The following is a 24,218-nucleotide window of genomic DNA, read 5'->3' on the forward strand; positions in this document are numbered from 1 at the left end:
TCTTTTTGTATCCTTTTCAAAAGTCTTCTCTATATAGAGGATAAAGGAGAGTGGACAGAATTGACACTAATCATTCTTGATGCGGGTCACGGACCAGATACACCCGGCAAAAGAACGCCTGATGGAAAACTTCGTGAGTACGATTTTAATGCAGCTGTAGCTGTACTTGTCGGAGAGTTTTTAACGAAAGAGGGCATAACAGTAAAATATACACATGCGACTACACGCGACGTACCACTAGGCGAACGAACGGCTTCAGCTAACCGTATGAGAGCGGATGCGTTTGTCTCGATTCACGCAAATGCTTTCGGCAATGGTTGGAATACAGCACAAGGGATTGAAACGTATATTTATCCGCAAGCAAGCAAAAGTTCCGCAGTGCTTGCCTCTGCAGTGCAAAAAGCTTTAATATCTGCTTGCCAGCGTCCCGACCGCGGCGTAAAGAAATCAGATTTCGCGGTCTTGCGTGACACAAATATGCCGGCGATTTTAGTAGAGTGTGGTTTCATGTCGAACCAGACAGAGGCTACTCTATTGCAAAGTAAAACGTATCAACTCCAATGCGCACGAGCTATAGCTTTTGGGGTGTTGTGTTGGGAGTATGGGAGATGAATTGTGGGGGTGAAGGGGATGAGGGGGCAATGAGCGGGCAATGAGCGGATACGGGGTACGATAGAGCGGATATCGGGTAAGTATGAGCGGGTACAGAACAGGATTGAGCGAGTAGTTGTCTTCATAGAGCGCTTACGCAAGAACATAGAGCGGTTATCGCGTAAGTATGAGCGGGTACAGAACAGGATTGAGCGGGTAGCTATCTTCATAGAGCGCTTACGCAAGAACATAGAGCGCTTAGACCAATATAATGAGCGCACGAGCGATTTGACTTCTCGACGAGGGGCAATGAGCGGATAGGAGTTATGATAGAGCGGTTATCTCGTAAGTATGAGCGGGTACAGAACAGGATTGAGCGGGTAGCTATCTTCATAGAGCGCTTACGCAAGAACAATGAGCACTTAGACCAATATAATGAGCGCACGAGCTATTGTCTTCTCGATGAGGGGGCAATGAGCGGATATGGGGTATGATAGAGCGGATATCGCGTAAGTATGAGCGAGTACAGAACAGGATTGAGCGGGTAGTTGTCTTCATAGAGCGCTTACGCAAGAACAAAGAGCGCTTAGACCAATATAATGAGCGCACGAGCTATTATCCACTTTACATGCAAACCAAACACACAAAAACACCTGCACCGCCAAAAATGGCAATGCAGGTGTTTCATTAAGCTATCAATCCATATCGACCGTGTTATAGCGAACCATCACAGTTCCCGTCTTGGACTCACCAGTAACGTGCAACGGTTCTTTCATTGCATCCTCAACATTCTTGCTGAAGCGGATCGTACGGTGCAAGAATTGTTCCTGTTCTTCCACACGTGATACGTCCTTCAACTGTAAGTCTAGCTTACCCATGTTGGATGAAATCTCTCCCTTTAGACCTACAGAGGATGGGAAGTAAATTTCAACCGTACCGCTGATAGACTTGGCTTCTAATCTTCTTGCATCAGCAGATGACGTCGTCAATGTCACGTTTCCGTTTAGAGATTTTGCATCTACATCATTTACCGCGCCATCTACATAAACTCGACCATTTAATGTTTCGGCTTCTAGCTTTTCGCCAGTAACTTTTAACAAACGTACCAGACCGTTTGCGGTTTCTAGCTCTGCTTCATCGAATTTGATATCTGCACATTCAATTTTGCCATTTGCCGTTCTAATACGTAGATCTTTAAAATCCACGCCTTCTACTGAACATCCACCGTTCAACAAACGTACAGAGAGTTTACTATACGGTGTTGAAGTCGGTACGTATAGATCGACATTCACTTGTAACATCTTCAAGTCGCTTCCGATGCGCAACTTATTACCGTCTTTTACGAACAATAACTTTTCAAGGAACTGGCTAAGTGCACCTTCTTCAGAATCATGATTAAAATGCTTTACAGAGAACTTCGCCATGATCTCATCATTGTCTGAAGGATGAACTTCTACAGTACCATGATCGATATGGATGATGATTTCTTCAACATCTTCTACCGATTTACTTTCAGTATGTGTAAAGGAGACAGATTTGCTGAATGGTGCTTCGAAATCGAATTCTTTCACACGGTGTACTGCCGTATCCATAAATCGCATGAAACGGTCACCTGCCGTGACGAATTCTTTGCGGATATCTTCGAAGAAAGCATCAGCTGATGAGCTCTCTTCTGCTGTTGCTTTTTCAGATTCTTTACCCATGGCTTCCAGTAACTTCAATGCTTCATCTGCTGTGATTTTACCTTCTTCAAGCATCGTTAGTATTCGTATGCGTTCATTTTGCATTTCCTGATTCCTCCTCGTTTTGACCAATCTTTTCAGTAGCTATCTATTTATACGGTTCTGCGGAACAAAAGTTTCATTTTCTATTTCTTTACTACTTTTTTTATTTGTTCTTTCATCCGATTTCGATCTCTTTCTAAGATGGTCTTCAAATATTTACCTGTGTAGGACTCTTTGACTTCTGCTATCGCTTCGGGTGTCCCCGTTGCCACAATTTCTCCGCCTTTGTCTCCGCCTTCCGGACCGATATCAATTATATAATCGACTGTCTTAATGACATCTAAATTATGTTCAATAACGAGAACTGTGTTCCCCCCATCAACTAGACGTTGAAGAACTTCAAGTAACTTGGCAATGTCATGTACATGCAAACCTGTTGTCGGCTCGTCCAAAATATAAAACGATTTACCTGTGGAACGTTTATGCAGTTCGGAAGCCAATTTCACACGTTGGGCTTCCCCACCCGACAATGTCGTTGCAGGTTGACCTAATTGAACATAACCTAAACCTACATCAACAATCGTCTGCAATTTACGATGAATTTTCGGGATATTCTCGAAAAACACCACTGCATATTCCACTGTCATCGCCAATACATCCGCAATATTCTTTCCTTTATACTTTACTTCCAGTGTTTCCCGGTTATATCGTTTGCCGTGACATACTTCGCACGGTACATATACATCCGGAAGGAAATGCATTTCGATTTTGATGATTCCATCTCCGCGGCATGCTTCACACCGTCCACCCTTGACATTGAAACTAAAGCGACCTTTTTTATAGCCACGGACTTTCGCTTCATTCGTCATTGCAAAAACATCACGTATATCGTCAAAGACGCCTGTATACGTAGCGGGATTGGACCGTGGTGTACGACCGATTGGTGATTGATCGATATCGATAATCTTCTCCAAATGTTCCACACCACTGATACTATCGAATTTTCCAGGTCGTTGTTTGGATCGATTCAATTTCTGAGCCAAAGTTTTATGCAAAATATCATTGACCAACGTACTCTTACCTGAACCGGATACTCCAGTGACTGCGATAAATTGGCCGAGAGGAAATTCTGCATCAATATGCTTCAAGTTGTTCTCTGAAGCACCTTTGACGATAATGCTTCGCTCATCACGTGATCTTCGTTCAATCGGAAGTGGAATAAATTTCTTTCCGCTTAAATATTGTCCAGTCAGCGATTTCTTGTTTTTCATAACTTTCGCGGGAGTACCTGCAGCTACCACTTCTCCTCCTGCTACACCAGCGCCAGGACCGATATCAATTAAATAGTCTGCAGCCATCATCGTGTCTTCATCATGTTCTACGACAATCAACGTATTTCCGATATCTCGCATACTTTGGAGCGTGCCAATCAATCTGTCATTATCACGCTGGTGAAGCCCAATGGAAGGTTCATCCAGTATATATAGAACACCCGTCAAACGTGATCCAATTTGTGTAGCTAAACGAATTCGTTGTGCCTCTCCGCCAGATAATGTTCCCGCTGAACGAGATAGATTCAGATAGTCAAGACCGACGTTTACCAAGAAACCTAAACGCTCTTGGATTTCTTTTAGGATCATATCTGCGATTTGCGTGTCTTTTTCAGAAAGAATTAGTTCCTCGAAAAATTTGGTTGTTTCAACAATCGAGCGTTCTGTTATTTTCCCGATATGCTGTCCATTCACTAACACCGATAGTGATTCAGGCTTTAAGCGGTAGCCTGTACAAGTAGGACATGACTTTTCCGTCATATATTTACCCATCTGCTCGCGGATATAGTCTGATGATGTCTCATGATAACGACGTTCAACGTTGCGCAAAACACCTTCGAAATAAATATCACTATCGCGGGTATTACCGAATTCATTTGTATAGCGGAAGCGAATCTTCTCTTTTTTCGATCCTAACATCAGTTTTTCAATGTCCGAGTCAGCTAATTCACTAACCGGTACATCCATCGGGATTTTGTAGTGCTTCGCAATCGTCTTAAGAAGTTCTGGATAATATTGTGAACTCGTTGGCTCCCATGGTGCAATAGCATGTTCTTTTAGCGTTAGGTCACTATTTGGGATGACTAAGTCTGGATCGACTTCAAGTTTCATACCAAGTCCGTCACATTCGGGACAAGCGCCAAATGGACTGTTGAATGAAAACATGCGCGGCTCCAGTTCGCCAATAGAGAATCCACAAATAGGACACGCGTGGTGTTCACTGAAAAACAGTTCTTCTTCACCGATTACATCGACCAGAACATTACCGTCGGCTAATCGCAAGGCAGATTCCAATGAGTCACTTAAACGTGTTTCAACGCCTTCTTTCATGACAATTCGATCGATGACGATTTCAATCGTATGTTTTTTATTTTTATCTAGCTCTATATTATCATCTAAATCAATCGTTTCACCGTTGACCCGAACACGCACATACCCTTGTCTTTTGATATCTTCAAATAATTTAGCATGCGTCCCTTTACGTTCTGAAATAATAGGAGCCAAAATTTGAATTCGCGTACGCTCAGGCAACTGAACTACACGATCCACCATCTGTTGAATCGTCTGCGTAGAAATTTCAATGCCATGGTACGGACAATGTGGCTTCCCAACTCTCGCATATAATAAACGCAAGTAGTCATAGATTTCTGTCACCGTTCCTACAGTAGACCGCGGATTTTTACTCGTTGTCTTTTGATCAATGGAAATAGCGGGCGACAGTCCTTCTATTGAATCCACGTCTGGTTTATCCATTTGTCCAAGGAACTGACGCGCATATGCGGATAATGATTCCACATAGCGGCGCTGTCCTTCCGCGTAGATCGTATCAAAAGCCAATGAGGATTTTCCAGACCCCGATAGACCCGTAAGCACTACTAGTTTATCGCGTGGTATCTTCACGGTAATGTCCCTCAGGTTGTTTGCTCTCGCTCCCTGTATTACAAGTTCTTTATTTTTCATGCGGACTCTACCTTTCTGCTTTCAGTTCTAGTACGGTATCGCGTAACTCTGCAGCTCTTTCGAAGTCCAAAGCTTTTGCTGCATCTTTCATTTCCTTTTCCAATTTGGTTAGCAATAAGCCTTTCTCGTCTTTCGATAACTTCTTGCCGTTCGTCACCTTTTGCAAATACGATTCCGTTTCTTCAGCCACTTGAGTGGCACGAATCAATTCACGTATCGGTTTGACAATTGTCGTTGGCGTTATACCATGTTTTTCATTATAAGCTATCTGAATTTCACGACGACGTTCCGTTTCATCAATAGCTTTCCTCATAGAATCTGTTATTTTATCCGCGTACATAATGACGCGTCCTTCTGAGTTACGTGCTGCACGACCAATTGTCTGGATCAACGCACGTTCCGAACGCAAGAATCCTTCTTTATCCGCATCCAAAATCGTGACTAATGAAACTTCTGGGATATCGATGCCTTCACGCAGCAAGTTGATTCCGATCAGTACGTCATACGTTCCGACACGCAACTCACGAATAATTTCTGTCCGTTCCAATGTCTTGACGTCCGAATGGAGATACTGCACTTTAATCCCAATATCTTTTAAATAATCCGTCAAATCTTCTGACATTTTTTTCGTGAGAGTTGTAATCAAGACACGTTCATTTCGCTCGATTCGAAGATGTATTTCATCCAATAAGTTATCAATTTGTCCCTCAATTGGACGCACTTCAATGATTGGATCGAGTAATCCTGTAGGACGTATAATCTGTTCTACCATCACGTCTGTATGCTCAATTTCATAAGGGCCTGGAGTGGCTGAAATATACATCGCCTGTCGAATATGTTTTTCAAATTCTTCGAACATTAATGGACGGTTGTCCAATGCGGACGGCAAGCGGAAACCATGCTCCACCAATACCTTTTTACGCGCTTGGTCTCCATTGTACATACCGCGAATCTGTGGCAACGATACGTGACTCTCATCTACGACAATCAAAAAGTCGTCAGGGAAATAATCCAGCAACGTATAGGGAGTTGCACCTGCTTCACGCAACGTCAAATGCCTAGAATAGTTCTCAATACCGGAACAGAAGCCCATCTCCCGCATCATTTCTAAATCATAGCGCGTCCGTTGTTCCAAGCGTTGCGCTTCCAATAACTTATCGTTATCACGTAAATATTTCAGCTGTTCTTCCAATTCTATTTCAATATTCTCAATCGCTTTTAATAGCTTTTCTTCGCGTGTAACGAAGTGAGATCCAGGGAAAATAGCTACGTGATCACGATCACCGATGACTTCACCCGTTAAGGCATCCACTTCACGGATTCGTTCAATTTCATCTCCGAAAAACTCGAGACGTATACAACGCTCGTCACGTGCCACCGGGAAGACTTCGACTACATCGCCTCTCACACGGAACGTCCCACGTGTGAAATTAATATCATTGCGTTCGTACTGAATATCCACTAGCGTACGCAAAAGTTGATTACGCGGTATTTCCATTCCCTTGCGCAATGAAAAAACCATGTCATTATATTCTTCTGGTGAACCCAGACCGTAAATACACGAAACGGATGCCACAATTAATACATCATTTCGTTCGAATAAAGCACTCGTTGCGGAGTGGCGAAGTTTATCGATTTCATCATTGATCGATGAATCTTTTTCAATGAAAGTATCGGTTTGCGGTACATACGCTTCCGGTTGATAAAAGTCATAGAAGCTGACAAAGTATTCTACTGCATTATCTGGGAAAAACTCTTTGAACTCGCTATATAATTGACCAGCCAACGTTTTATTGTGGGCGATGACCAGTGTAGGTTTATTGATCTCCGTCAGTACATTAGAAACAGTAAATGTTTTACCCGTTCCCGTTGCACCAAGTAATGTTTGATGTTTCTTGCCTTCTTTTATGCCGTTAACAAGGCTGTTGATCGCTTTTGGCTGATCTCCTTGCGGCGTATATGGTGCTTGCAATTGAAATGTTTCGTTCAAATGGTTCCACTCCTCTTCTTAAACACCTGTCCTTCTATTTTACCACAACTACTGTTTTTTCTAAAGAAATAACGAACGTACGTTTTAAGCTAACTCTCTATGTACTTTATTGTACCCTTGTACTTTGGGAAAGAAACTTACAGCTAGGACATTCTATACAATAAAAAACACTGCCAGGATTTTTCCCTAGCAGTGTCTATGAATAAATTAAATTAGTTGGTTTTAAGTTCATATCCATGTTCTTGTGACATGTCGAGTAATTGTTGTGTATACAGGTCGAATGCTTCTTTGTCATTTTGATCTAGCGCATCGTCAATCAATAGCATGATTCGCGATTGTGTTTGTTCCCAATGAATGTGTTGTAGAAACAGATCCCAATAGATTTCGTTCAGCAGCTTTTCTGCTTGGAGAGAAGTGCTATTACTACCTACCGCTTTCAAAAATTCAGCATATGAGTTGTTATTATTCATCTCTCTCACCCCTGATACCTTTTAGTAATTATATATGCAATGGAATACAAATTGCAACCATCAATCTAACTATTCGAACTTTTGAATTATCTTAAAGTAGTTAGAAGAATATTTACTAGGTACATATATTCAGCCAACATGGAGACAAAAATTAAATTACTGACTTAAGTACAACTTCACTATTGCGTATTATCATATTTCTTTCATTTGCTCTTTGGTCAATCGAATCGTCGCTTCACCTACAATGAGTGCTATAGCCGCGATTAGGAGTGGTGTGACACTTAGTCCATACAACGGTAATGCCGCCAGTAATAGAATAATTGCTTGTAGCCAAATTAACTTTCGGACTAATGAACGGACTGCTTTGATTTGAGATTTTTCATGTTCTTCAGGATACAGCTGATCCATAGTGAACTCGTCGCCACCTTCAAGTGCCAATATTAACTGAACAGCAGTCGCAAACGCCAATGCCCCTACAAAGATGAACGATACAATCGGTAACGGTATTAAGAACGCACCCAATGCAGCCAACGCCGTTAATCTAACCCACAACCAAAACGTATCATCTGTACGAATGAATGTCCTGACGATTAAGTATTTTTGTACATCTTTGCGCTTGAACGTAGAACGTTTCATAGCCATCTTTAACCAGCTACGCTTACTCACTGATCCAACCAGATGCGGAACTTCCGTGAAGTAATTCGCAAATCGATAGAAACGCATCATACGATTTTGTTCCAATTCAATAAACTGCTCATACGGAAACGGATAATGTGTAGCTTGTTTTTCCCAAAACTTCGCATAGAGCATGGCGATAAGAATTCCGATAAAGATTGTCACTGTACTCCATGTAAGCGCAAATTGAATCGTGAGAAATGTTAAAACCAGTCGCAGAACACGATCCGGCCAAACGAAAGCATGATTCGCAATACGGACGTTGTATTCAGTCCCTACAAACAAGCCTTTAAAGGCAACGATCATCAACATAATGAGTATATAATCAGTGCCCGTCCCCACTTCTGTTGCCTTCAACAATGGCAATGCAATGACCATAGCAATCAACGGCAAAGGGAGTTGTGAAAACGACGACCAAGTGATGGAGCGTCTCATATAGCTCGGCAATTGATTTTCTAATGGTAGAAAAAAAACAATATCTGCCGGCTTTAGTAACGTGGTCGGTGCAGCTTTCATTAACAAGAGCGCAATAACTACGGATACGATGAAGACAGAAGGGAACGAAACAGGCACTTCTTTCAACCACTCACTATATGCATAGCCCCCGGCTCCAATAGCGAACATGAAAACGATAGCCAAATGTCCAGTGAATACATAGCGCATATACTTCTGTAGTTCATTGATGTAATGGAAGAACCGCTGTCCCCAGATTTCATGCATGTTGTTCATAGTCAGTTTCCTCAGTCATTGCAATATATAAGTCATCAAGTGTTGCATCTGGTCGTCCGAACGCTTTGCGCAAGTCGTCCATCGTCCCATTCGCACGTACTCGCCCTTCGTGCAATAAAATAATACGATCACAATACTTCTCAGCCGTCGCCAATACGTGAGTCGACATCAAAATAGAAGCACCCGCATTTTTTCGTTCAATGATTTGATCAAGCAAAGCGCGAATCGCCAACGGATCTAATCCGACGAATGGCTCATCGATAATATATAATTTCGGTTCAACCAAAAAAGCACACATGATCATCACTTTCTGCCGCATACCTTTAGAAAAGTGAGCCGGAAACCACTTTAAACGCTTTTCCATACGGAACTCTTTTAGTAATTGTTCGGTACGTATTTCAAATTGCTGCTTGTCCAGTCCATATGCCATCGCAGTCAGTTCCAAATGTTCTTGTAATGTAAGTTCTTCGTATAATACCGGTGTCTCTGGAATATAACTGAATGATTGGCGGTAATGTTCTTTATCACTAAACGTCGCCCCGTCAATTTTGATTATTCCTTCAAGTGGATTCATCACACCGATAATATGTTTAATTGTCGTACTTTTTCCTGCGCCATTTAGACCGATTAATCCGACCAGTTCCCCCTCTTCTAGCTGAAATGAAAGGTCATGTAAAACAGGCTTGCGCGTATAACCACCCGTAACGTGTTCAAGTTCTAGGATTGCCATTATATTTCCCCCTATCTTCTGTTATTATTTTAGCAAAGAAATTGTAAAATTGCTTTATCCGCCTTCGTTAACTATCTGAAAATATGCTACAATACATCCAAACATGAAAGGATGTGTAGAAATGACCTCATGTATTTTCTGCAAGATTGTAGAAGGAACGATTCCAGGAGAAAAAATCTACGAAGATGATCACGTTATCGCCTTTATGGATATTATGCCTGTCACGAAAGGACACGTACTCCTAATTCCAAAAACACATCGTGAAAATGTGTATGAATTAACTGAAGATGAAGCTGCGAATCTATTTAAAGTGGCGCCAAAAATCGCTAATGCACTAAAAGAAGAATTTCAACCGTGCGGGATGAACTTATTACAAAACAACGGATCTTTCGCAGGTCAATCAGTCTATCATTTCCATATGCATTTAATTCCACGCTATGATAAATCAGATGGCCTGAAAGTAGAATTCGATACAAAAGTAGAGCAGTTCCCAATGGACGTAGTATCTGAATTGGCTACGAATATTTCAAGACATCTGCAAGAATAACACGCGGAAGTTGTAGGCAGAAGAGTATAGTGTTTTTCTTCATCACCCGAAATGAGACCTACTTTTCTGTCCACTTCTCCAAACCATTAGAATAAAACTTTCGACAGTATAATATTTCATTCATTTTCTTGCTCAATTACGTACTAACATGCTTTAATAAAATAATAACTATACAAAAGGAGTGTTCTCTATTATGAAAGCGTCCACATTCTTTATTGGTCTGGCGGCAGGTGCTGTCACTTCTGCGGTAACTGTTCTATATTCTACACCAAAAGCGGGAAGTGAACTGCGTGACAGCGTCAAAAATGCATCACTTGAATTGAAGGATAAGTTGAAAGACGTCAAAGGGCAAGTTGCCGATCTGAAAGATTCTGTAACCGACCTAACAAAAGAAGCAAAAGAGCTTGTACCAGAGACTGTTGAAGAAATGAAAGTTTCGGTAGCGGACTGGAAACGCTCGACCGAACATAATAAGAAGCGATTAGAGAAAGAAATTTCTGCTATTCAAACCGCATTGGATGATCTTGAAAAATCAATTGGTGCCCGCTAACGCGTTTTCATTTAGGCATCAGTTGTTCACTTGCTAATCTTTGAGTGCGTACCCATAGTAAAACAGCTCAGAAATAGTTGTATTCTATGGGCATATACACTCAAACTGATTTATTTTACTATTCCGTCTTTTTTATTTGTTGTTTTTTTGGTATAATAAATAAAATGACTGAAAGAAAGCAGGTGTCTCGATGGCCGATCAACATATTTCACGTAAAGACGCCATGATCTTCAACCAGCGTGTAGCCCAAATGTCCAAGGCATTATGGAAAGCTGTAGAGAAGGATTGGCAACAATGGATTAAACCGTATGAACTCAATATTAATGAACATCATATTTTATGGATCGCCTACCATTTGGAAGGCGCCACAATTTCAGACATCGCGAAGTTTGGCGTAATGCATGTCTCAACCGCCTTTAACTTCTCAAAAAAAGAAGATGACCGACGCAATACATATGTGACGGTTTCAGAAGAAGGCAAAGCATTACTTATCCAGATGAATGAAAATTACCATAATGAAGATTACAGCGTACTTCAGGGTTCTCTTCCCATTCGTGATATTTATGGAAAATTCCCTGAATTCCTAGAAGTCATGTCAGTATTGCGCAACATTTATGGAGATGATTTTATGGACATTTTCGAACGTGGTTTTCAGAACATTGAGAAGACATATGTCGATTCAAGTGATTACCTTATAAAATCTAAAGTAGAGTCATAATTACCTGCTCTTTACACGGTTTAGTTTTTTCCTTTTGATCACAAATTCTGCTATGATAGAAAAGAAGCAGAAAGAGGAGGTCTAAAATGGTTATTGCGATTACCATTCTATTTTCATTGTTCTACTTATATCAAATTAATAAAATGACATTTGCTCTTTGCCAATCTAGAGAGATTCCAGAAGAAAAGCAGCCAAAGATTTATCGCACTGTAAATATTCTGATCACAATCCTTATTTTATCCTTATATGTAGAAGTGTTCTTTAGCGCCTGACACTATGTATGCCCGCCCCCATTGCTGGAGGCAGGGCTTTTTTTAATACAAGTATGCCGCGCCGACGATGATCAACAAAATGAACAAAACAACAATTAAAGCAAAGCCTGATGAACCTGATCCGCCCTGTGTGTAACCGCTCATGAAGGCACCCCCTTTCACATTGTATCTTATGCGAATGTAGAAAAAAGCGGTTGGGCAGTTTCAAATGAATGGAACCTTTTTGTTTTTTATACGTTATATGATATAGTGTTTACTTGAAGAATATACAGAATCTATACTTAGATTAGGGGAGTTAATTACATGAAAAAGAAGATGTTAGCATTTACACTTGCAGCTTCGGTTGCAGCTTTATCCGCTTGTTCTGGCGGCGATGAAAAGGTTATGACGTCCAAAGCAGGAGATGTAACGAAAGATGAGTTTTATCAAGAAATGAAAACATCTGTCGGTGAACAAGCTCTACAAATGATCATCTTAGAAAAGGTTCTGGATGATAAGTATAATGTAGACGATAAGCAAGTAGATGCAGAATTTGATAAAAACAAAGAACAACTCGGTGAAAACTTCGAAGCTTTCTTAGCTCAACAAGGTCAAACACCTGAGAGCTTCAAGAAAATGATTCGTTTGAATAAATTGCAGGAAGCTGCATTGACTGACGGCATTGAAGTTTCTGACGAAGAGTTGAACAAGCGCCTTGAGGAATCACAATCAGAAATCAACGCTCGTCATATCTTAGTTGAAGATGAAAAGACAGCTAAGGAAGTAAAAGAAAAGTTGGATAAAGGAGAAGACTTTGCGAAAGTAGCAAAAGAATACTCTACTGATCCAGGTTCTAAAGATGAAGGCGGAGATCTTGATTGGTTCGCTTACGGTGTCATGGTTCCTGAATTCTGGAACGCTGCATACGACTTAGAGCCAGGTAAAATCAGTGAGCCTGTTCAATCAGATAACGGTTTCCATATCATCGAAGTAAAAGAAAAGCGTAAAACTGACGATAAAGAGATCACTGATGAAAAGAAAGACGAAATCCGTCATGAACTATTGATGGAAAAAGCTGACGAAAACGAGCTATTAGCTAAAGTTTCGAAGTTAGTAAAAGATGCAGATGTTAAGATCAAAGATGAAGATTTGAAAGCTTCACTTGATTTGTTCAAGATGGAAGAGCAACCAGCTGAAGAAGCACCTGCAGAAGACGCTCCAGCTGATGATACTGAAGTGGAAGTAGAAGAAGGTAAGTAATATATGAAAAGGTCTGCCCTGGAAGTTATATCTTCCACTGGCAGACCTTTTTTGTGATTTTATAATCGTAGTGATTGGTTGTTTTGCTAGCCCAATCAAAACCAAGACTTAACAATATTCTTTACTTCACAACGAGTCGTGTCCTGTCCCACATTAATTTATTCAAACGTAGGCTTGTAGAACGAACGGTTATCCAGCGGGAATACGCGCTCAGAGAACTCGCCTGGCGTCGTTTTCGACATCACACGGTTCAGCATATTCATCTTCGCATCGATATTATCGATATAGTGAAGAATCTCTGCCTCTTTTAACATCGGACGCTTCGGACTGCCCCACTCTTCTTTACCATGGTGAGACAACACCATATGCTGAAGCAACATCACTTCTTCGCCTTCGATCTCCAGTTCTTCTGCCGCCTTGGAAATTTCATTGACCATGATCGTAATATGTCCTAGCAAGTTCCCTTCAATCGTATACTGCGTACCGACGGGACCTGACAACTCGATGACCTTTCCGATATCATGCAAAATAATCCCTGCATACAGCAAGTCTTTGTTCAACGTCGGATACAACTCCGCAATCGCCTTGCCAAGTTTTAACATCGAAACTACGTGATCTAGCAAGCCTGACACGTAGTCATGATGATTTCTCGTAGCTGCCGGATATAACACGAAGTCTTGCTGGTGCTTCTTCAATAAATGACGAGTGACACGCTGGATTTGTGGATTTTTCATTTCAAAGAAATACTGCATTAATTCATCAAGCAATACTTCCTTACTCTTTTCAGCAGACGGTACTAAATCTGCAATCGTCACGCCTTCATCTTCTTTTACAGGACGAATTGCTTTAAGACGAAGTTGATTTTTTCCGCGGTATTCGTGGATTTCTCCACCTACTTTTACGATAGTCGCCCCCTGATACATCTGGGCTTGTTCTTCACCCGCATCCCAAAGTTTAGCTTCAAGATCCCCACTTTTATCTTGCAGAATCAACGTCATGAACGGACTCCCCTGCTGTGTGACACCTTTTGTTGCCTGTTTAATCAATAAATACATGTCGATCGTTTCGCCGACTTGATAGTCAAGTAGTTTTTTCATCAGTGAATCTCCCCTTTTACTTTTCGTCCAATCTCAATTGTATGAGGCTCACTTGGCCATTTCGATTTCATCTCTTGATGACAAGTAAAGTACAGAAATTGATGAGATGGCTGTAACCCAGTAAGTATTTCTATCATACGCGAAAGTCGCTCATTATCAAAGTGAACAAATGGATCATCCATAATGATTGGGAACGGTGCACGCTCTGATAATTCAAATGCTAACGCTAGTCGCAATGAAAGATAAGCTTGCTCTTTTGTAGCTTGACTGAGTTCATTGATCATGAAAGTTTGTCCTTCGTCAGTGACTGCCTCAAAATAACCTTCCATCGTTAAACCGAGCGTCGCGTATCGATTTCCTGTTAAATAGCTAAACCATTTATTCGCCTGAATGAGAACGGCTGGTAATTGATGTTCTTTCCACTCACTCATCGTCTGTCGAATCGACTCACGGACAGCTTTGCGGATTACCCATTGTTCTGTCATTTCTTCCAACTCGGCTTTTCGCACTTCTACTAACTGCTGTAGTTCACTGTACGTTTGACTGGCACCCATTTGTGATATTTCATGACCTACCTTGACTTGCTCATCTACAAGCGCCTCTACTTCTTGACGAATCATTTGAAGACGGTTCGACGTTTCACTGCGTTGTCGTTCCAGTTCGGGTAGGGTCCATTCTTTTACTAATGGTTCTTTACTATATAAAGAAAGCTGGGCTTCTACTTCTTTTAGCTGTCGTTTCAGCAATTGTGCATCTTGATTTTGCTGATACGCAGTGTAAAATTGTTCTTTTTCCGATACGCCAACGCTATCGAACAATTTTTGAATTTCTGCTCTTGTTGTTTCCAACAGCTCCTGTGTTTCTTGTAACTGTTCTTTGATTTCAACTACTGTTTGTTGTTTGCTTAAATGCTTTTCTTGCAGGCTATTCTGACGAAGTAGTTCTTGGCGAATTCTTTCGAATAAACCTTCTTCCGCAACAGGTCCGAGCACTTCTTCCACTTCTTTGATTATCGATTGTATGTGCTGTGTCGTTGTTAGCAGACGTTGCCGCCATGTTCTCAAATCTATTTCCGTGTCCTGGAACTCGCGCAGTAACCGGAAGCTTTCCTGAATATTGAATGTCAGATCGAATGGTTCATCTTGCAACAGTTCTTGCAACTTCTTCACCGCTTGTTGTTTCTGATAATAAAGTTGTTCCATTTCTTCCGCGTATTTCTGCAATTTATGATCCAGTCTTTCAATCTCGGTTACAACTTGTTGTTCATCGCGCTGTTGCAGAACATCACGCTCAGCCAGTCTTTCGAGTTCTACTGCTAACGCTTCATGATCTCGAATGAACGATTGCTGGTCTGAAACAGAATCAGGTCGTTGTTTCCATAACCAAGCACCGACCGCCACAACGACTAGACCAAGGCCCGCAAACAACCATTGCTGCTGCAAGATACTATATGCCCCGATCGCTAGTCCAATGAGCAAAATAACTGCCGGAACGATCTGATTCGATACGTGCTTATCTCCCGCAGATACAATGAATTTAGCCTCAGCTAGTTGACGTTGCAATTCTGGCAAAGTCGCCAGTTTCTCTCGTTCAGATTCAGTCAATCGCAAACGTTCCGTACGTTCTTTTCGTTGCTCTGCTCCCTGACGCTCACTTTCTGCTTCTGCCAATAGACGTTGCAATGCTTTTAGTTGCTGATCCAATTCTTTCTGCTCTTCAACGATAGGCTCAAGTTGACGTTCACGTTGTATGGAGACATCTATGTTCCCTATTGATAACTGCTGCTCGTCAGTTAACCCTAAGCGATTGCTGAACTGCTGTTGTTTCTTTTCTAGCATACGAATTTCCTGTTCAGCAGAAAGTCGATCGGTACGTAACCGATGCCATTCCGCTTCCTGTGCCACCCACCGCTCCAACTGTTGCCGTTCACTGTCAGGTCGTAAATCGATTAATTCCGACTGCCACTCCGCCTGTTCTTTCTCTAGACGTGTTTTCTTTAATTGCCATTCTGATTGTTTACTGGCCAGTTCTTCATAACGACGAATTCCCGCTGCCGGAAACTCATCCGATAAGTGAGTAAGTTGTTCATGTAATTGATTGCGCTGTTGCTGGAGCGGAACAATTTGCATGGCGATTCGTTGTTCTTCAGACTGCTTATAAAGATGTTGCTCTTCCAAGCGTAAAGTCGCCACTTGCTCATCGAGTTCTTGCTTGCGAATAGTAAGCGGTTCATACGTCGAGAGCTTCTGCTGCTCTTTTTGCATGGCTTGTTCAAGTTCACGTATTTCGATTAGTTTTTTATTCATCGGCGGTATTTTTCCAGATTTTTTGAAGAGGCCACCCATTTCTTTCTCCATCTTCTTTTCAACTTTCCAAAGTGTATCTAAACCAGTCGTACCTGAAGCAAGTAATGTACGGCTTAAATCATTTTCATCCATTTTCTCGAGATCTTGTAACTGGAATAAGGAGAAAGAGAAAATGGATTCAAAAGCTTGTCGATCGTAACCTCTCAATAACCTCTTCAGTTCTGCTTCCCCTGCAATACCCCCATCTTCAAAACGGATTAAGACGTCACCTGAAGACTTCCCACGCACCCGCTCAATCATCCAATTACCATACTCTTGATCTTCTATATATAGACAGCCGCCATATTTACCACCTGTTTTCGGCTCATAGCGCAGCTCTTGTTGATTTTTTTGTGGAAATCCAAATAAAATATGAAGGATGGCTTGCTGAATGGTCGTCTTCCCTGCTTCATTCGGTCCATACAAAAGATTCATACCGGGGCGCAAATCAATTTCTAGATTCTCATGCTGACCGAATCCATAAAGAAGTATTTTCTGGATTTTCATTTCAGCTCTCCTTCAACATTTCATTCTCAAGCAATGCGGTTGCCTGCTGTTTTAACCGCTCAAAATCTGCAGGCGTCAGTGCTTCTAAATAGCGACCGGCTTTATGGTTGTACACTTCTTTCACTAAGTCATTCCAGTCATTCACTTCCCAAGAGGACATGGTTCTTTCCACTGGTTCCAATAATGAATTAGGGACTACTGAATCATGGATTGGCGGCCATTCAATTGCTGAAATCCACACAAAAGGTTCCATTGCTTCATACTGTTCACGCAAAATGTTGAGCCATTCTGTCTCAGCCCTAGCTACGTCTTTTGTCAAACCTTCCGTATGTTTCATCACTAACTCCACGACGATACTACCAGCTTCAGCTGTTAGTTGATCAATCGCTTCCTGACAAGCAGAAATCCAGTCATCTGCGTAGTCAATTCCTTCGCACGAAACCGTCAAGGTAGTGAATACAATATCTGATGTGCCCACAAATTTAAGGGTAGTGTTAGTAGACGTCAACAAGACGTCATAAAAACCTTTACGTCCTTGTTCATTGCGATGCCGGCCTTGAATATTGCCAGGGTAAACAATCGGTGGTTCTGACGACAATACTTGGCGCTTATGGATATGGCCAAGCGCCCAGTAGTTATAATGCTTATCTTGTAATTCACGGATTGTAAACGGCGCATATACAGCATGCTCTGCATCTCCTGCCACACTTCCATGTAATAGACCAATATGTATTCCGTCAGTAGCTTTCGAATATTGCCTACTCATTGGTTCTTTAACATGGCGCTGCGGATAGCTGAAGCCATGTAAATAAATGATGTTGTCACGGATCAGCAGTTGTTTTTGCTCTACTCGTTCAGAAAACACGTGAACATTTTCGGGCAATGAAACTCTAGTCCATCTACCTTCCAGGTGGTCGTGATTTCCATAGGACAGGTAGACAGGAATATTCACTTTTTGAAGTTGTTGCATACCTTGCTGAAAACGAATTTGCGCACGCAAACTACGGTCTTCACCGTCGTAAATATCGCCCACAATGACAATGAAATCCGGGCGTTCTTTAACTGCGTAGGCTATGAATCGGTCGAATGCGGCGAATGTGGACTGCTGCAGTCTGGCAAGTTCGTCCGGACCTGCTGCCGCCATGCCTTTAAAAGGGCTGTCCAAGTGCAGGTCGGCTGTATGTAAAAAACGTATAGGTTCCATAGGTCGCACCCCTTCCACGAATACTCGTTCCTATTTTACCATATTCAATCGATTGTAGGGAAGATGGTTACATAAATGTAAATAGAGTGCATCGTTAATTAACTTTGTGGGTGGAACTTCAATCGTATTGTACTCACTAATTACCTAGTTCCACCATTTCCGCTTTGTCTTTGAGCTATCACCACGTAAAAAAAGCCCCAAGAAGCACCGTGACTTCTTGGGACGCCCTTCACATAAACCTATTCCTTTCCAAGCTGAACAGCCTTTTTCAAATCTTTCAGTGAACGTGATGGGCCATACATTAAGACACCGCCACGATACACTTTCGATCCGAACCAGCCGAGGATCAAGATGGTCACAACCATAATGCCTATTGAAAGCAAAGGCTCCCATAAAGGTAAGTCGAGCATGCCAACTCGAAGGAACATGACAAGTGGAGCGAAGAATGGGATGAACGATGCGATTTTTAAATAGCCTAATTCTGGATTCCCAAGACCAGTTGCTGCGATTATGAAGGCTGCAACGATCAGCAACGACATCGGCATAATCATTTGCTGTACGTCTTCTGTACGGCTCACTAATGAACCAAGCAAGGCTGCAAGTGTGGCGTATAAGAAATAGCCCAGTAAGAAGAATATCACTGCGTAAACAAGTGTGCTTACTTCTAAGTTTTCTAAACTAAAGAATGCGGATAACTCATTTTCTTCTCCTGTGGAAGAAAGTCTATAAGCTAAAAATCCGGACACTGCATAAATTAGTATCTGTACAATTCCGAGTGATCCGATTCCAAGCACTTTCGCAAACATATGCTTAACAGGTGATACGCTCGAGATAAGAATTTCCATCACGCGTGATGATTTTTCTGTTGCTACTTCCGTTGCAATCATCGATGAATAAATAATTACGGCAAAATAAATGACGAACATCAATACATATACCAAGATGCGAGCCTGGTTTAGTTCTTCTTCTGATTTTGCTGTTTCTGAAATATTATGTTTCTCAAATTGAATGGGTGCAAATAACTCAGAAACTTGTTCACCCGATAATGAGAGCTGTTCAGCTTTCACCTCAGTTTGAATGCTCTGTAATGCATCTTGCAGAGCTGAAGGCAAAAATTGGTCTACTAAGCTGCTTGTAGTGTAATTCGCTTGAATCGTTTGATCAGCATCGAAACTCAATTCCATGAACGCGGCAATTTCTTCCGATTTTACTTGCTCTGATAACTGACTTGGCGAGTCTTCTGTCAGCTCTAATGAAATTCCTTGCTCATTTTGCTGAAGTTTTTCAAGCAGACGGTCAAATAACACGCCACTTTCATCAACGACCACTACACGATCCTCTTCTTCATTCCCCATCATCTTACCGACCTTTTCCATAATGCTCGGCAAATTCGCGAAGAGGAAAATACCCGCTACCATAATAAGTGTCGTAATGAAAAATGATTTGGTTTTAGCTTTAGTTAAGAAACTTTGTTTGAAAATAATCCAAAATTCACGCATGCTCTTTCCCCACTTTCGCAATAAATATGTCTTGCAAAGATGGTTCTTCTATTTCAAACTGACGAATCGGTCCTTTAAGCAATACTGCCTGCAACAGCGTATGCGCCACTTGTTCATCCTCAACTTGAAAGACTGCACCTTCCAATGAATGATGGGCGGTCGTTACTCCTTCGATGCTCTCTAGTTCTATTAAAGGAAAGTCTGCACGGATTCGGACATTTTGTTTGCCGAACGAACGTTTTACGTCACGCAAATTTCCACTTACCAATTGTTTGCCATGGTGAATAATACTGAGTTGTTCACATAACTCTTCTACATGATCCATACGGTGGCTTGAAAACAGAATCGTTGCTCCGTTATTACGGAAGTCTACGATCGCTTTTTTTAGCATCTCGACGTTAACCGGATCAAGTCCTGAGAACGGTTCATCCAGGATCAACAATTGCGGATCATGCAATAATGCGGCAATGACTTGTATCTTTTGCTGATTCCCTTTGGATAACTCCTCTACCTTTTTATTCGTATTTTGTGGTACTTCGAAACGATCCAACCAATGCAGTGCGGAGCTTTTCGCTGCTGACTTTTTCATTCCACGTAGCTGTCCAAGAAAGATTAACTGATCCAGTACTTTCATTTTTGGATAAAGCCCCCGTTCCTCCGGTAGATACCCAATTAGCGGACTTGTCTCATACGATATCGTACGGCCGTTCCATGAAATATTTCCTTCTGTCGGAGTTAGTAATCCCAAAATCATTCGAAATGTAGTGGTCTTTCCGGCGCCGTTTGCTCCAAGAAATCCATACATCGTCCCTTCTTCCACCGTCAATGACAGCTGATCCACTGCTGTAAAATCACCAAATCGTTTAGTCACTCGTTCCAATTCTAAGGCCATGTACATCATCTCCTTCAATACTCTCTATCTCGTTCTACGTTTCAAGAGACAATATGTTTCATAATTGTAAATATTCTTCTTAGACATTCTAACATTCACTATCTTTTTTCACTTTAATTCACTGAATCATTATTCATTTCGTTCAATTCATAGTATACTAAGTAAAAGATGATGGAGGCGATACAATGAAAACGTACAAACTTACAGCTTACGAAAAAGATGGTTCATTGATTACAGAAGAAACTTTCACTGCTGAATCTGATGACGTAGCAAAAGAACAAGGTCATCAGTTGCTGACAGAAAAAGATTTGCTCGAGCGAACGCACCGCCTGGCTTCCCCTCTTGGTAAATTATTATTATTCCATACGTAAACAAATGACAAAATCTCCGTTTGTAGGGGATTTTGTTTTTTATACGATGAATATGAACAACAGGAAATTGTATTGCGCACAGTTTTCAAATCTTTATACAAATAGCACAAGATTTTTTCAGAATTTTGTGATACGCTATGGTCGTCAAGAAATCGTAGAAGGAAGTGACTCGTTTGAACATTGCTTTAATTGCGCATGATGAAAAAAAGGCTGAATTAGTCAATTTCACAATTGCTTACGAGCAGATTTTTGCTAAACATACTCTTTACGCAACGGGCACAACAGGCTTACGCATCATGGAAGAAACCGATCTATCTGTCACACGACTCATGTCGGGTCCTCTTGGCGGAGATCAGCAGATGGGAGCCATGATCGCGATGGGTGAGCTAGATTTAATTTTATTTTTCCGTGATCCGTTGACTGCACAGCCACATGAACCGGATGTGAGTGCGTTACTTCGATTATGTGATGTCTATGGTATACCTCTCGCTACGAATTTAGCTTCAGCGGAGTTACTATTGCGTGCTATAGAAAAAGGCTATTTCTCATGGAGAGAAACAGCCGCCAAGTATCAATAATTCTTCAAAGATGATAATAGATGTAAACGAGATGCGCAGTTTCCATAGCGCGTCTTTTTATCTGCCATTTATTGACCCGTGAAGCTCGGTTTTCTTTTCTCAATAAACGCCTGTACGCCTTCGCGGTGATCAGTTGTTGAGCGCATGGCTGTTTGTGCTTCACTTTCGAGTCTCACTATTTGTTCAAGTTCTGCGATGCCCGCCGCATGGAGTATTTTCTTTGTTGCCGCCATAGAAGCTGTCGGGGAGTGCAAGATCAATTGAGCGCGTTGTTGTGCCGTGTTCCACGCTTCACCATCTGCTACCGCTTCGTCAACGAGTCCAATATGCATTGCACTTTTTCCATCAAGTACTTTCCCAGACCAAATGAGTTGTTTAGCTTTGGCTGTGCCTACGCGTTCTTTCAGGAAGAAGTGACCGCCACCATCTGGAACGAGTCCGATGCCAATGAAGTTCATTGCAATTTTACTTGATTCTTCCGCGATGACAACATCGCATGCAATAGCGATACTGCATCCTAATCCCGCCGCTGCGCCATGTACGGACGCAATGGTGATTTGTGGCATGCTATACATAGACAAAGCCAATCTCGATAAGTCGACCATGATGTCTTCCATTTTCATTGGCCCATTCGGGTTTAGCATCGCCTTGACGTTTCCACCAGCAGAAAATGCTCGACCAGCACCCCGGAACAGTACGACATGTACTGAGGAATTCACCTTTAGTTGATCTACAATATCCGCCAATTCTTTCATCATGACGCCGTCCATTGCGTTCATTACATCAGGTTGGTTAAAGGTTATTGTCGCTAATCGTCCTTCAATTTCCACTTCGATCTGTTTTGTCAAAATCAATTCCCCCTTTATGTGAATGGTTGTTCATTCATTACATTATACACAATTACCAGATCATTTGCATAACTTTAACAAAAAAATCCCCTCGCCATTTTTACGACGGGGGAATTTCAATATTACTTTATAGTCTCTGAAGAAGGAAATAACTTTTCCAAATACGCTATTTTCTTATCGATGGCTTCTTCAAAGCCCAATATATAGGCGCCAGGTTCTTTCGGATTATGGAATTGCGTCAACTTGCCAGTTGCTGGTTCCATGAACTTACTCGAAGCTCCGCAACCTAAGCCAATAATGGTTTGCGCTTCTTCCATGATCAAAATGTTATAAAGACTTTCTTCACCGGGTTTTGAATACCCTACGTTTTCAAGATTTCCTAATATGTTTTTCTGGCGGTAAAGATAATACGGTATATAGCCATTATCACGAGACCATTCTTCACCGCGCGTCATCATTTTCCCTACAGTTTCGCGGTCCGCCACTTGATACTTATCTTTGTTGCGCGTCATTTCAGAAGCGCGCTTGAATGACAACGTGTGGATCGTCAAAGATTCCGGCTGCATCTTTTCTGTTTCAGCTAATGAATGTTCAAATTCTTCCAGACCTTCATTCGGCAAACCAATGATTAAGTCCATATTTATATTGCGCATTCCTTGCTCTCTTGACAACCAATATTTATCGATTGTTTCCTGTACCGTGTGATGACGGCCGATTGCTTTCAACGTTTCGTCCGTATATGATTGCGGATTGACACTGATTCGATCTATGCCCCACTTCTTCAGCACTTCGAGTTTTGGTACCGTAATTGTATCTGGACGCCCGGCTTCTACCGTTACTTCACGAACATGTTCCATATAAGGGAATGAGTCCGTCATCGTTTGATAGAGTGCATCCATTTCATCTGCTTCAATAGATGTGGGTGTTCCGCCACCGAAATAAATTGTCGTAATGCGAATATCATGTTCTTTTAACCATTTACCCATCGCGCGCATTTCTTCATGCAAGCCGTCGAGGAATGTCTCCACTCGCCCACTTTTTCGATGAATCGCATAAGCTGGGAACGTGCAATACGCACATTTTGTCGGACAAAACGGAATACCGATATATATACTCACTTCTTCTTTCAATGAATATAAATCGGGCAATGCATTTAGCTGAACGTCTGCAATTTTCGCAATCAAATCACTTTTTCGTACAGAAACACGATGACGTTGCTGAAGTAATTGCTTTGCTTCATCGACCGAATGGCCGTCTTGAATATACATATGATACAACTTGGTAGGTCGGATTCCCGTTAGAATTCCCCACTCTTGATCCATTCCAGTTGCTTGTTCCAGTGCATCTAGCAATACATGGGAATACATTCTTTTGCGCTGACGTATTTGCTCGCGTTCTTCTGTTTCTTTTACCTCTTCGGCAAAACGCGACGTATAATGCTTGTCTTGCCATTGAATATCTACCGTTACACTTGGCGATTCTTCGTATTCTTCTCTAAATTGTAACGCAATCGCTGTTTCATCCGTTCGATCTGTCACTATTTTAGACTGTTCGAAAAATAAATTGGCTAAGTGTGTAAACATTCGGATCCAATCTTGAGGGAACTGTTGATTCACATATAATTGTTGCAT

22 protein-coding genes are annotated in these 24,218 nt (G+C 41.6%); 8 read left to right on the top strand and 14 right to left on the bottom strand.

Annotated features, from left to right (window positions below):
* Positions 1–60 precede the first annotated feature (60 nt).
* Positions 61–612, top strand: coding sequence for an N-acetylmuramoyl-L-alanine amidase (locus tag SporoP8_RS05505; protein WP_157111227.1), 552 nt, complete (start codon positions 61–63; stop codon positions 610–612).
* A gap of 674 nt (positions 613–1,286) precedes the next feature.
* On the opposite strand, the gene SporoP8_RS05510 is transcribed toward SporoP8_RS05505, so the two are convergent.
* The 6 genes from SporoP8_RS05510 to SporoP8_RS05535 all read right to left on the bottom strand — a co-directional run bounded on the left by SporoP8_RS05510 (position 1,287) and on the right by SporoP8_RS05535 (position 9,920).
* Complete coding sequence (locus SporoP8_RS05510) at positions 1,287–2,378, bottom strand: DUF4097 family beta strand repeat-containing protein (protein WP_085131592.1); 1,092 nt, start codon at positions 2,376–2,378, stop codon at positions 1,287–1,289.
* Between the two features lie 80 nt (positions 2,379–2,458).
* Positions 2,459–5,326: an excinuclease ABC subunit UvrA gene (gene uvrA / locus SporoP8_RS05515; protein WP_085131593.1), complete on the bottom strand. Its 2,868-nt coding sequence runs from the start codon at positions 5,324–5,326 to the stop codon at positions 2,459–2,461.
* Between the two features lie 7 nt (positions 5,327–5,333).
* On the bottom strand, positions 5,334–7,316 hold the full coding sequence (uvrB, locus tag SporoP8_RS05520; protein ID WP_085131594.1) for an excinuclease ABC subunit UvrB: 1,983 nt from the start codon (positions 7,314–7,316) through the stop codon (positions 5,334–5,336).
* Between the two features lie 212 nt (positions 7,317–7,528).
* A complete protein-coding gene (locus SporoP8_RS05525; RefSeq protein WP_085131595.1) occupies positions 7,529–7,786 on the bottom strand; it encodes an IDEAL domain-containing protein in 258 nt (85 codons plus the stop codon).
* A 192-nt stretch (positions 7,787–7,978) separates the two neighbouring features.
* On the bottom strand, positions 7,979–9,190 hold the full coding sequence (locus SporoP8_RS05530; RefSeq protein WP_085131596.1) for an ABC transporter permease: 1,212 nt from the start codon (positions 9,188–9,190) through the stop codon (positions 7,979–7,981).
* Positions 9,174–9,920, bottom strand: a complete 747-nt coding sequence (locus SporoP8_RS05535) for an ABC transporter ATP-binding protein (RefSeq protein ID WP_085131597.1) — start codon at positions 9,918–9,920, stop codon at positions 9,174–9,176. The genes SporoP8_RS05530 and SporoP8_RS05535 overlap by 17 nt, the downstream gene beginning before the upstream one ends.
* A 121-nt stretch (positions 9,921–10,041) precedes the next feature.
* Here SporoP8_RS05535 and SporoP8_RS05540 point away from each other — a divergent pair, with 121 nt between their 5' ends.
* The 4 genes from SporoP8_RS05540 (at position 10,042) to SporoP8_RS05555 (ending at position 12,007) form a co-directional block, all read left to right on the top strand.
* Complete coding sequence (locus SporoP8_RS05540) at positions 10,042–10,467, top strand: HIT family protein (RefSeq protein ID WP_085131598.1); 426 nt, start codon at positions 10,042–10,044, stop codon at positions 10,465–10,467.
* 193 nt (positions 10,468–10,660) lie between these two features.
* The gene (locus SporoP8_RS05545) at positions 10,661–11,017 is read left to right on the top strand and encodes a YtxH domain-containing protein (RefSeq protein ID WP_085131599.1); all 357 of its coding nucleotides are present in this window, start codon (positions 10,661–10,663) and stop codon (positions 11,015–11,017) included.
* Positions 11,018–11,207: 190 nt separating this feature from the next.
* Entirely contained in the window at positions 11,208–11,735 is a 528-nt protein-coding gene (locus tag SporoP8_RS05550; protein WP_085131600.1) for an HTH-type transcriptional regulator Hpr, read from the top strand.
* A gap of 86 nt (positions 11,736–11,821) precedes the next feature.
* Entirely contained in the window at positions 11,822–12,007 is a 186-nt protein-coding gene (locus tag SporoP8_RS05555; protein WP_029054118.1) for a hypothetical protein, read from the top strand.
* A gap of 42 nt (positions 12,008–12,049) precedes the next feature.
* On the opposite strand, the gene SporoP8_RS05560 is transcribed toward SporoP8_RS05555, so the two are convergent.
* The gene (locus SporoP8_RS05560) at positions 12,050–12,151 is read right to left on the bottom strand and encodes a YjcZ family sporulation protein (protein ID WP_081242714.1); all 102 of its coding nucleotides are present in this window, start codon (positions 12,149–12,151) and stop codon (positions 12,050–12,052) included.
* Between the two features lie 159 nt (positions 12,152–12,310).
* On the opposite strand from SporoP8_RS05560, the gene SporoP8_RS05565 reads away from it, so the two are divergent.
* Positions 12,311–13,246, top strand: a complete 936-nt coding sequence (locus SporoP8_RS05565) for a peptidylprolyl isomerase (protein ID WP_085131601.1) — start codon at positions 12,311–12,313, stop codon at positions 13,244–13,246.
* A 158-nt stretch (positions 13,247–13,404) separates the two neighbouring features.
* Here the strand turns inward: SporoP8_RS05565 and yhaM are convergent, their stop codons facing one another.
* The 5 genes from yhaM to SporoP8_RS05590 form a co-directional block, all read right to left on the bottom strand.
* Positions 13,405–14,343: a 3'-5' exoribonuclease YhaM gene (gene yhaM / locus SporoP8_RS05570; protein WP_085131602.1), complete on the bottom strand. Its 939-nt coding sequence runs from the start codon at positions 14,341–14,343 to the stop codon at positions 13,405–13,407.
* Positions 14,343–17,195 (bottom strand): ATP-binding protein, encoded by a 2,853-nt coding sequence (locus tag SporoP8_RS05575; RefSeq protein ID WP_085131603.1) that lies wholly within the window; start codon positions 17,193–17,195, stop codon positions 14,343–14,345. Before SporoP8_RS05575 ends, yhaM begins: the two co-directional genes overlap by 1 nt.
* A gap of 1 nt (position 17,196) precedes the next feature.
* Complete coding sequence (locus tag SporoP8_RS05580; protein ID WP_085131604.1) at positions 17,197–18,399, bottom strand: metallophosphoesterase family protein; 1,203 nt, start codon at positions 18,397–18,399, stop codon at positions 17,197–17,199.
* A gap of 239 nt (positions 18,400–18,638) precedes the next feature.
* Complete coding sequence (locus tag SporoP8_RS05585; protein WP_085131605.1) at positions 18,639–19,898, bottom strand: ABC transporter permease; 1,260 nt, start codon at positions 19,896–19,898, stop codon at positions 18,639–18,641.
* Positions 19,891–20,790, bottom strand: coding sequence for an ABC transporter ATP-binding protein (locus tag SporoP8_RS05590; RefSeq protein ID WP_085131606.1), 900 nt, complete (start codon positions 20,788–20,790; stop codon positions 19,891–19,893). The genes SporoP8_RS05585 and SporoP8_RS05590 overlap by 8 nt, the downstream gene beginning before the upstream one ends.
* A 185-nt stretch (positions 20,791–20,975) precedes the next feature.
* Between SporoP8_RS05590 and SporoP8_RS05595 the strand changes: the two genes are divergently transcribed.
* The gene (locus SporoP8_RS05595) at positions 20,976–21,161 is read left to right on the top strand and encodes a YhzD family protein (protein ID WP_085131607.1); all 186 of its coding nucleotides are present in this window, start codon (positions 20,976–20,978) and stop codon (positions 21,159–21,161) included.
* 173 nt (positions 21,162–21,334) lie between these two features.
* Positions 21,335–21,739 (top strand): methylglyoxal synthase, encoded by a 405-nt coding sequence (gene mgsA / locus SporoP8_RS05600; protein ID WP_198166080.1) that lies wholly within the window; start codon positions 21,335–21,337, stop codon positions 21,737–21,739.
* 68 nt (positions 21,740–21,807) lie between these two features.
* Here the strand turns inward: mgsA and SporoP8_RS05605 are convergent, their stop codons facing one another.
* Positions 21,808–22,593 carry an enoyl-CoA hydratase gene (locus SporoP8_RS05605; RefSeq protein ID WP_085131609.1) on the bottom strand — a complete coding sequence of 262 codons (786 nt, stop codon included), beginning with the start codon at positions 22,591–22,593 and terminating at the stop codon, positions 21,808–21,810.
* Between the two features lie 116 nt (positions 22,594–22,709).
* A complete protein-coding gene (locus tag SporoP8_RS05610) occupies positions 22,710–24,218 on the bottom strand; it encodes a coproporphyrinogen III oxidase (protein WP_085131610.1) in 1,509 nt (502 codons plus the stop codon).

The sequence above is a fragment of the Sporosarcina ureae genome (genome assembly GCF_002101375.1).
Classification (GTDB): domain Bacteria; phylum Bacillota; class Bacilli; order Bacillales_A; family Planococcaceae; genus Sporosarcina; species Sporosarcina ureae_B.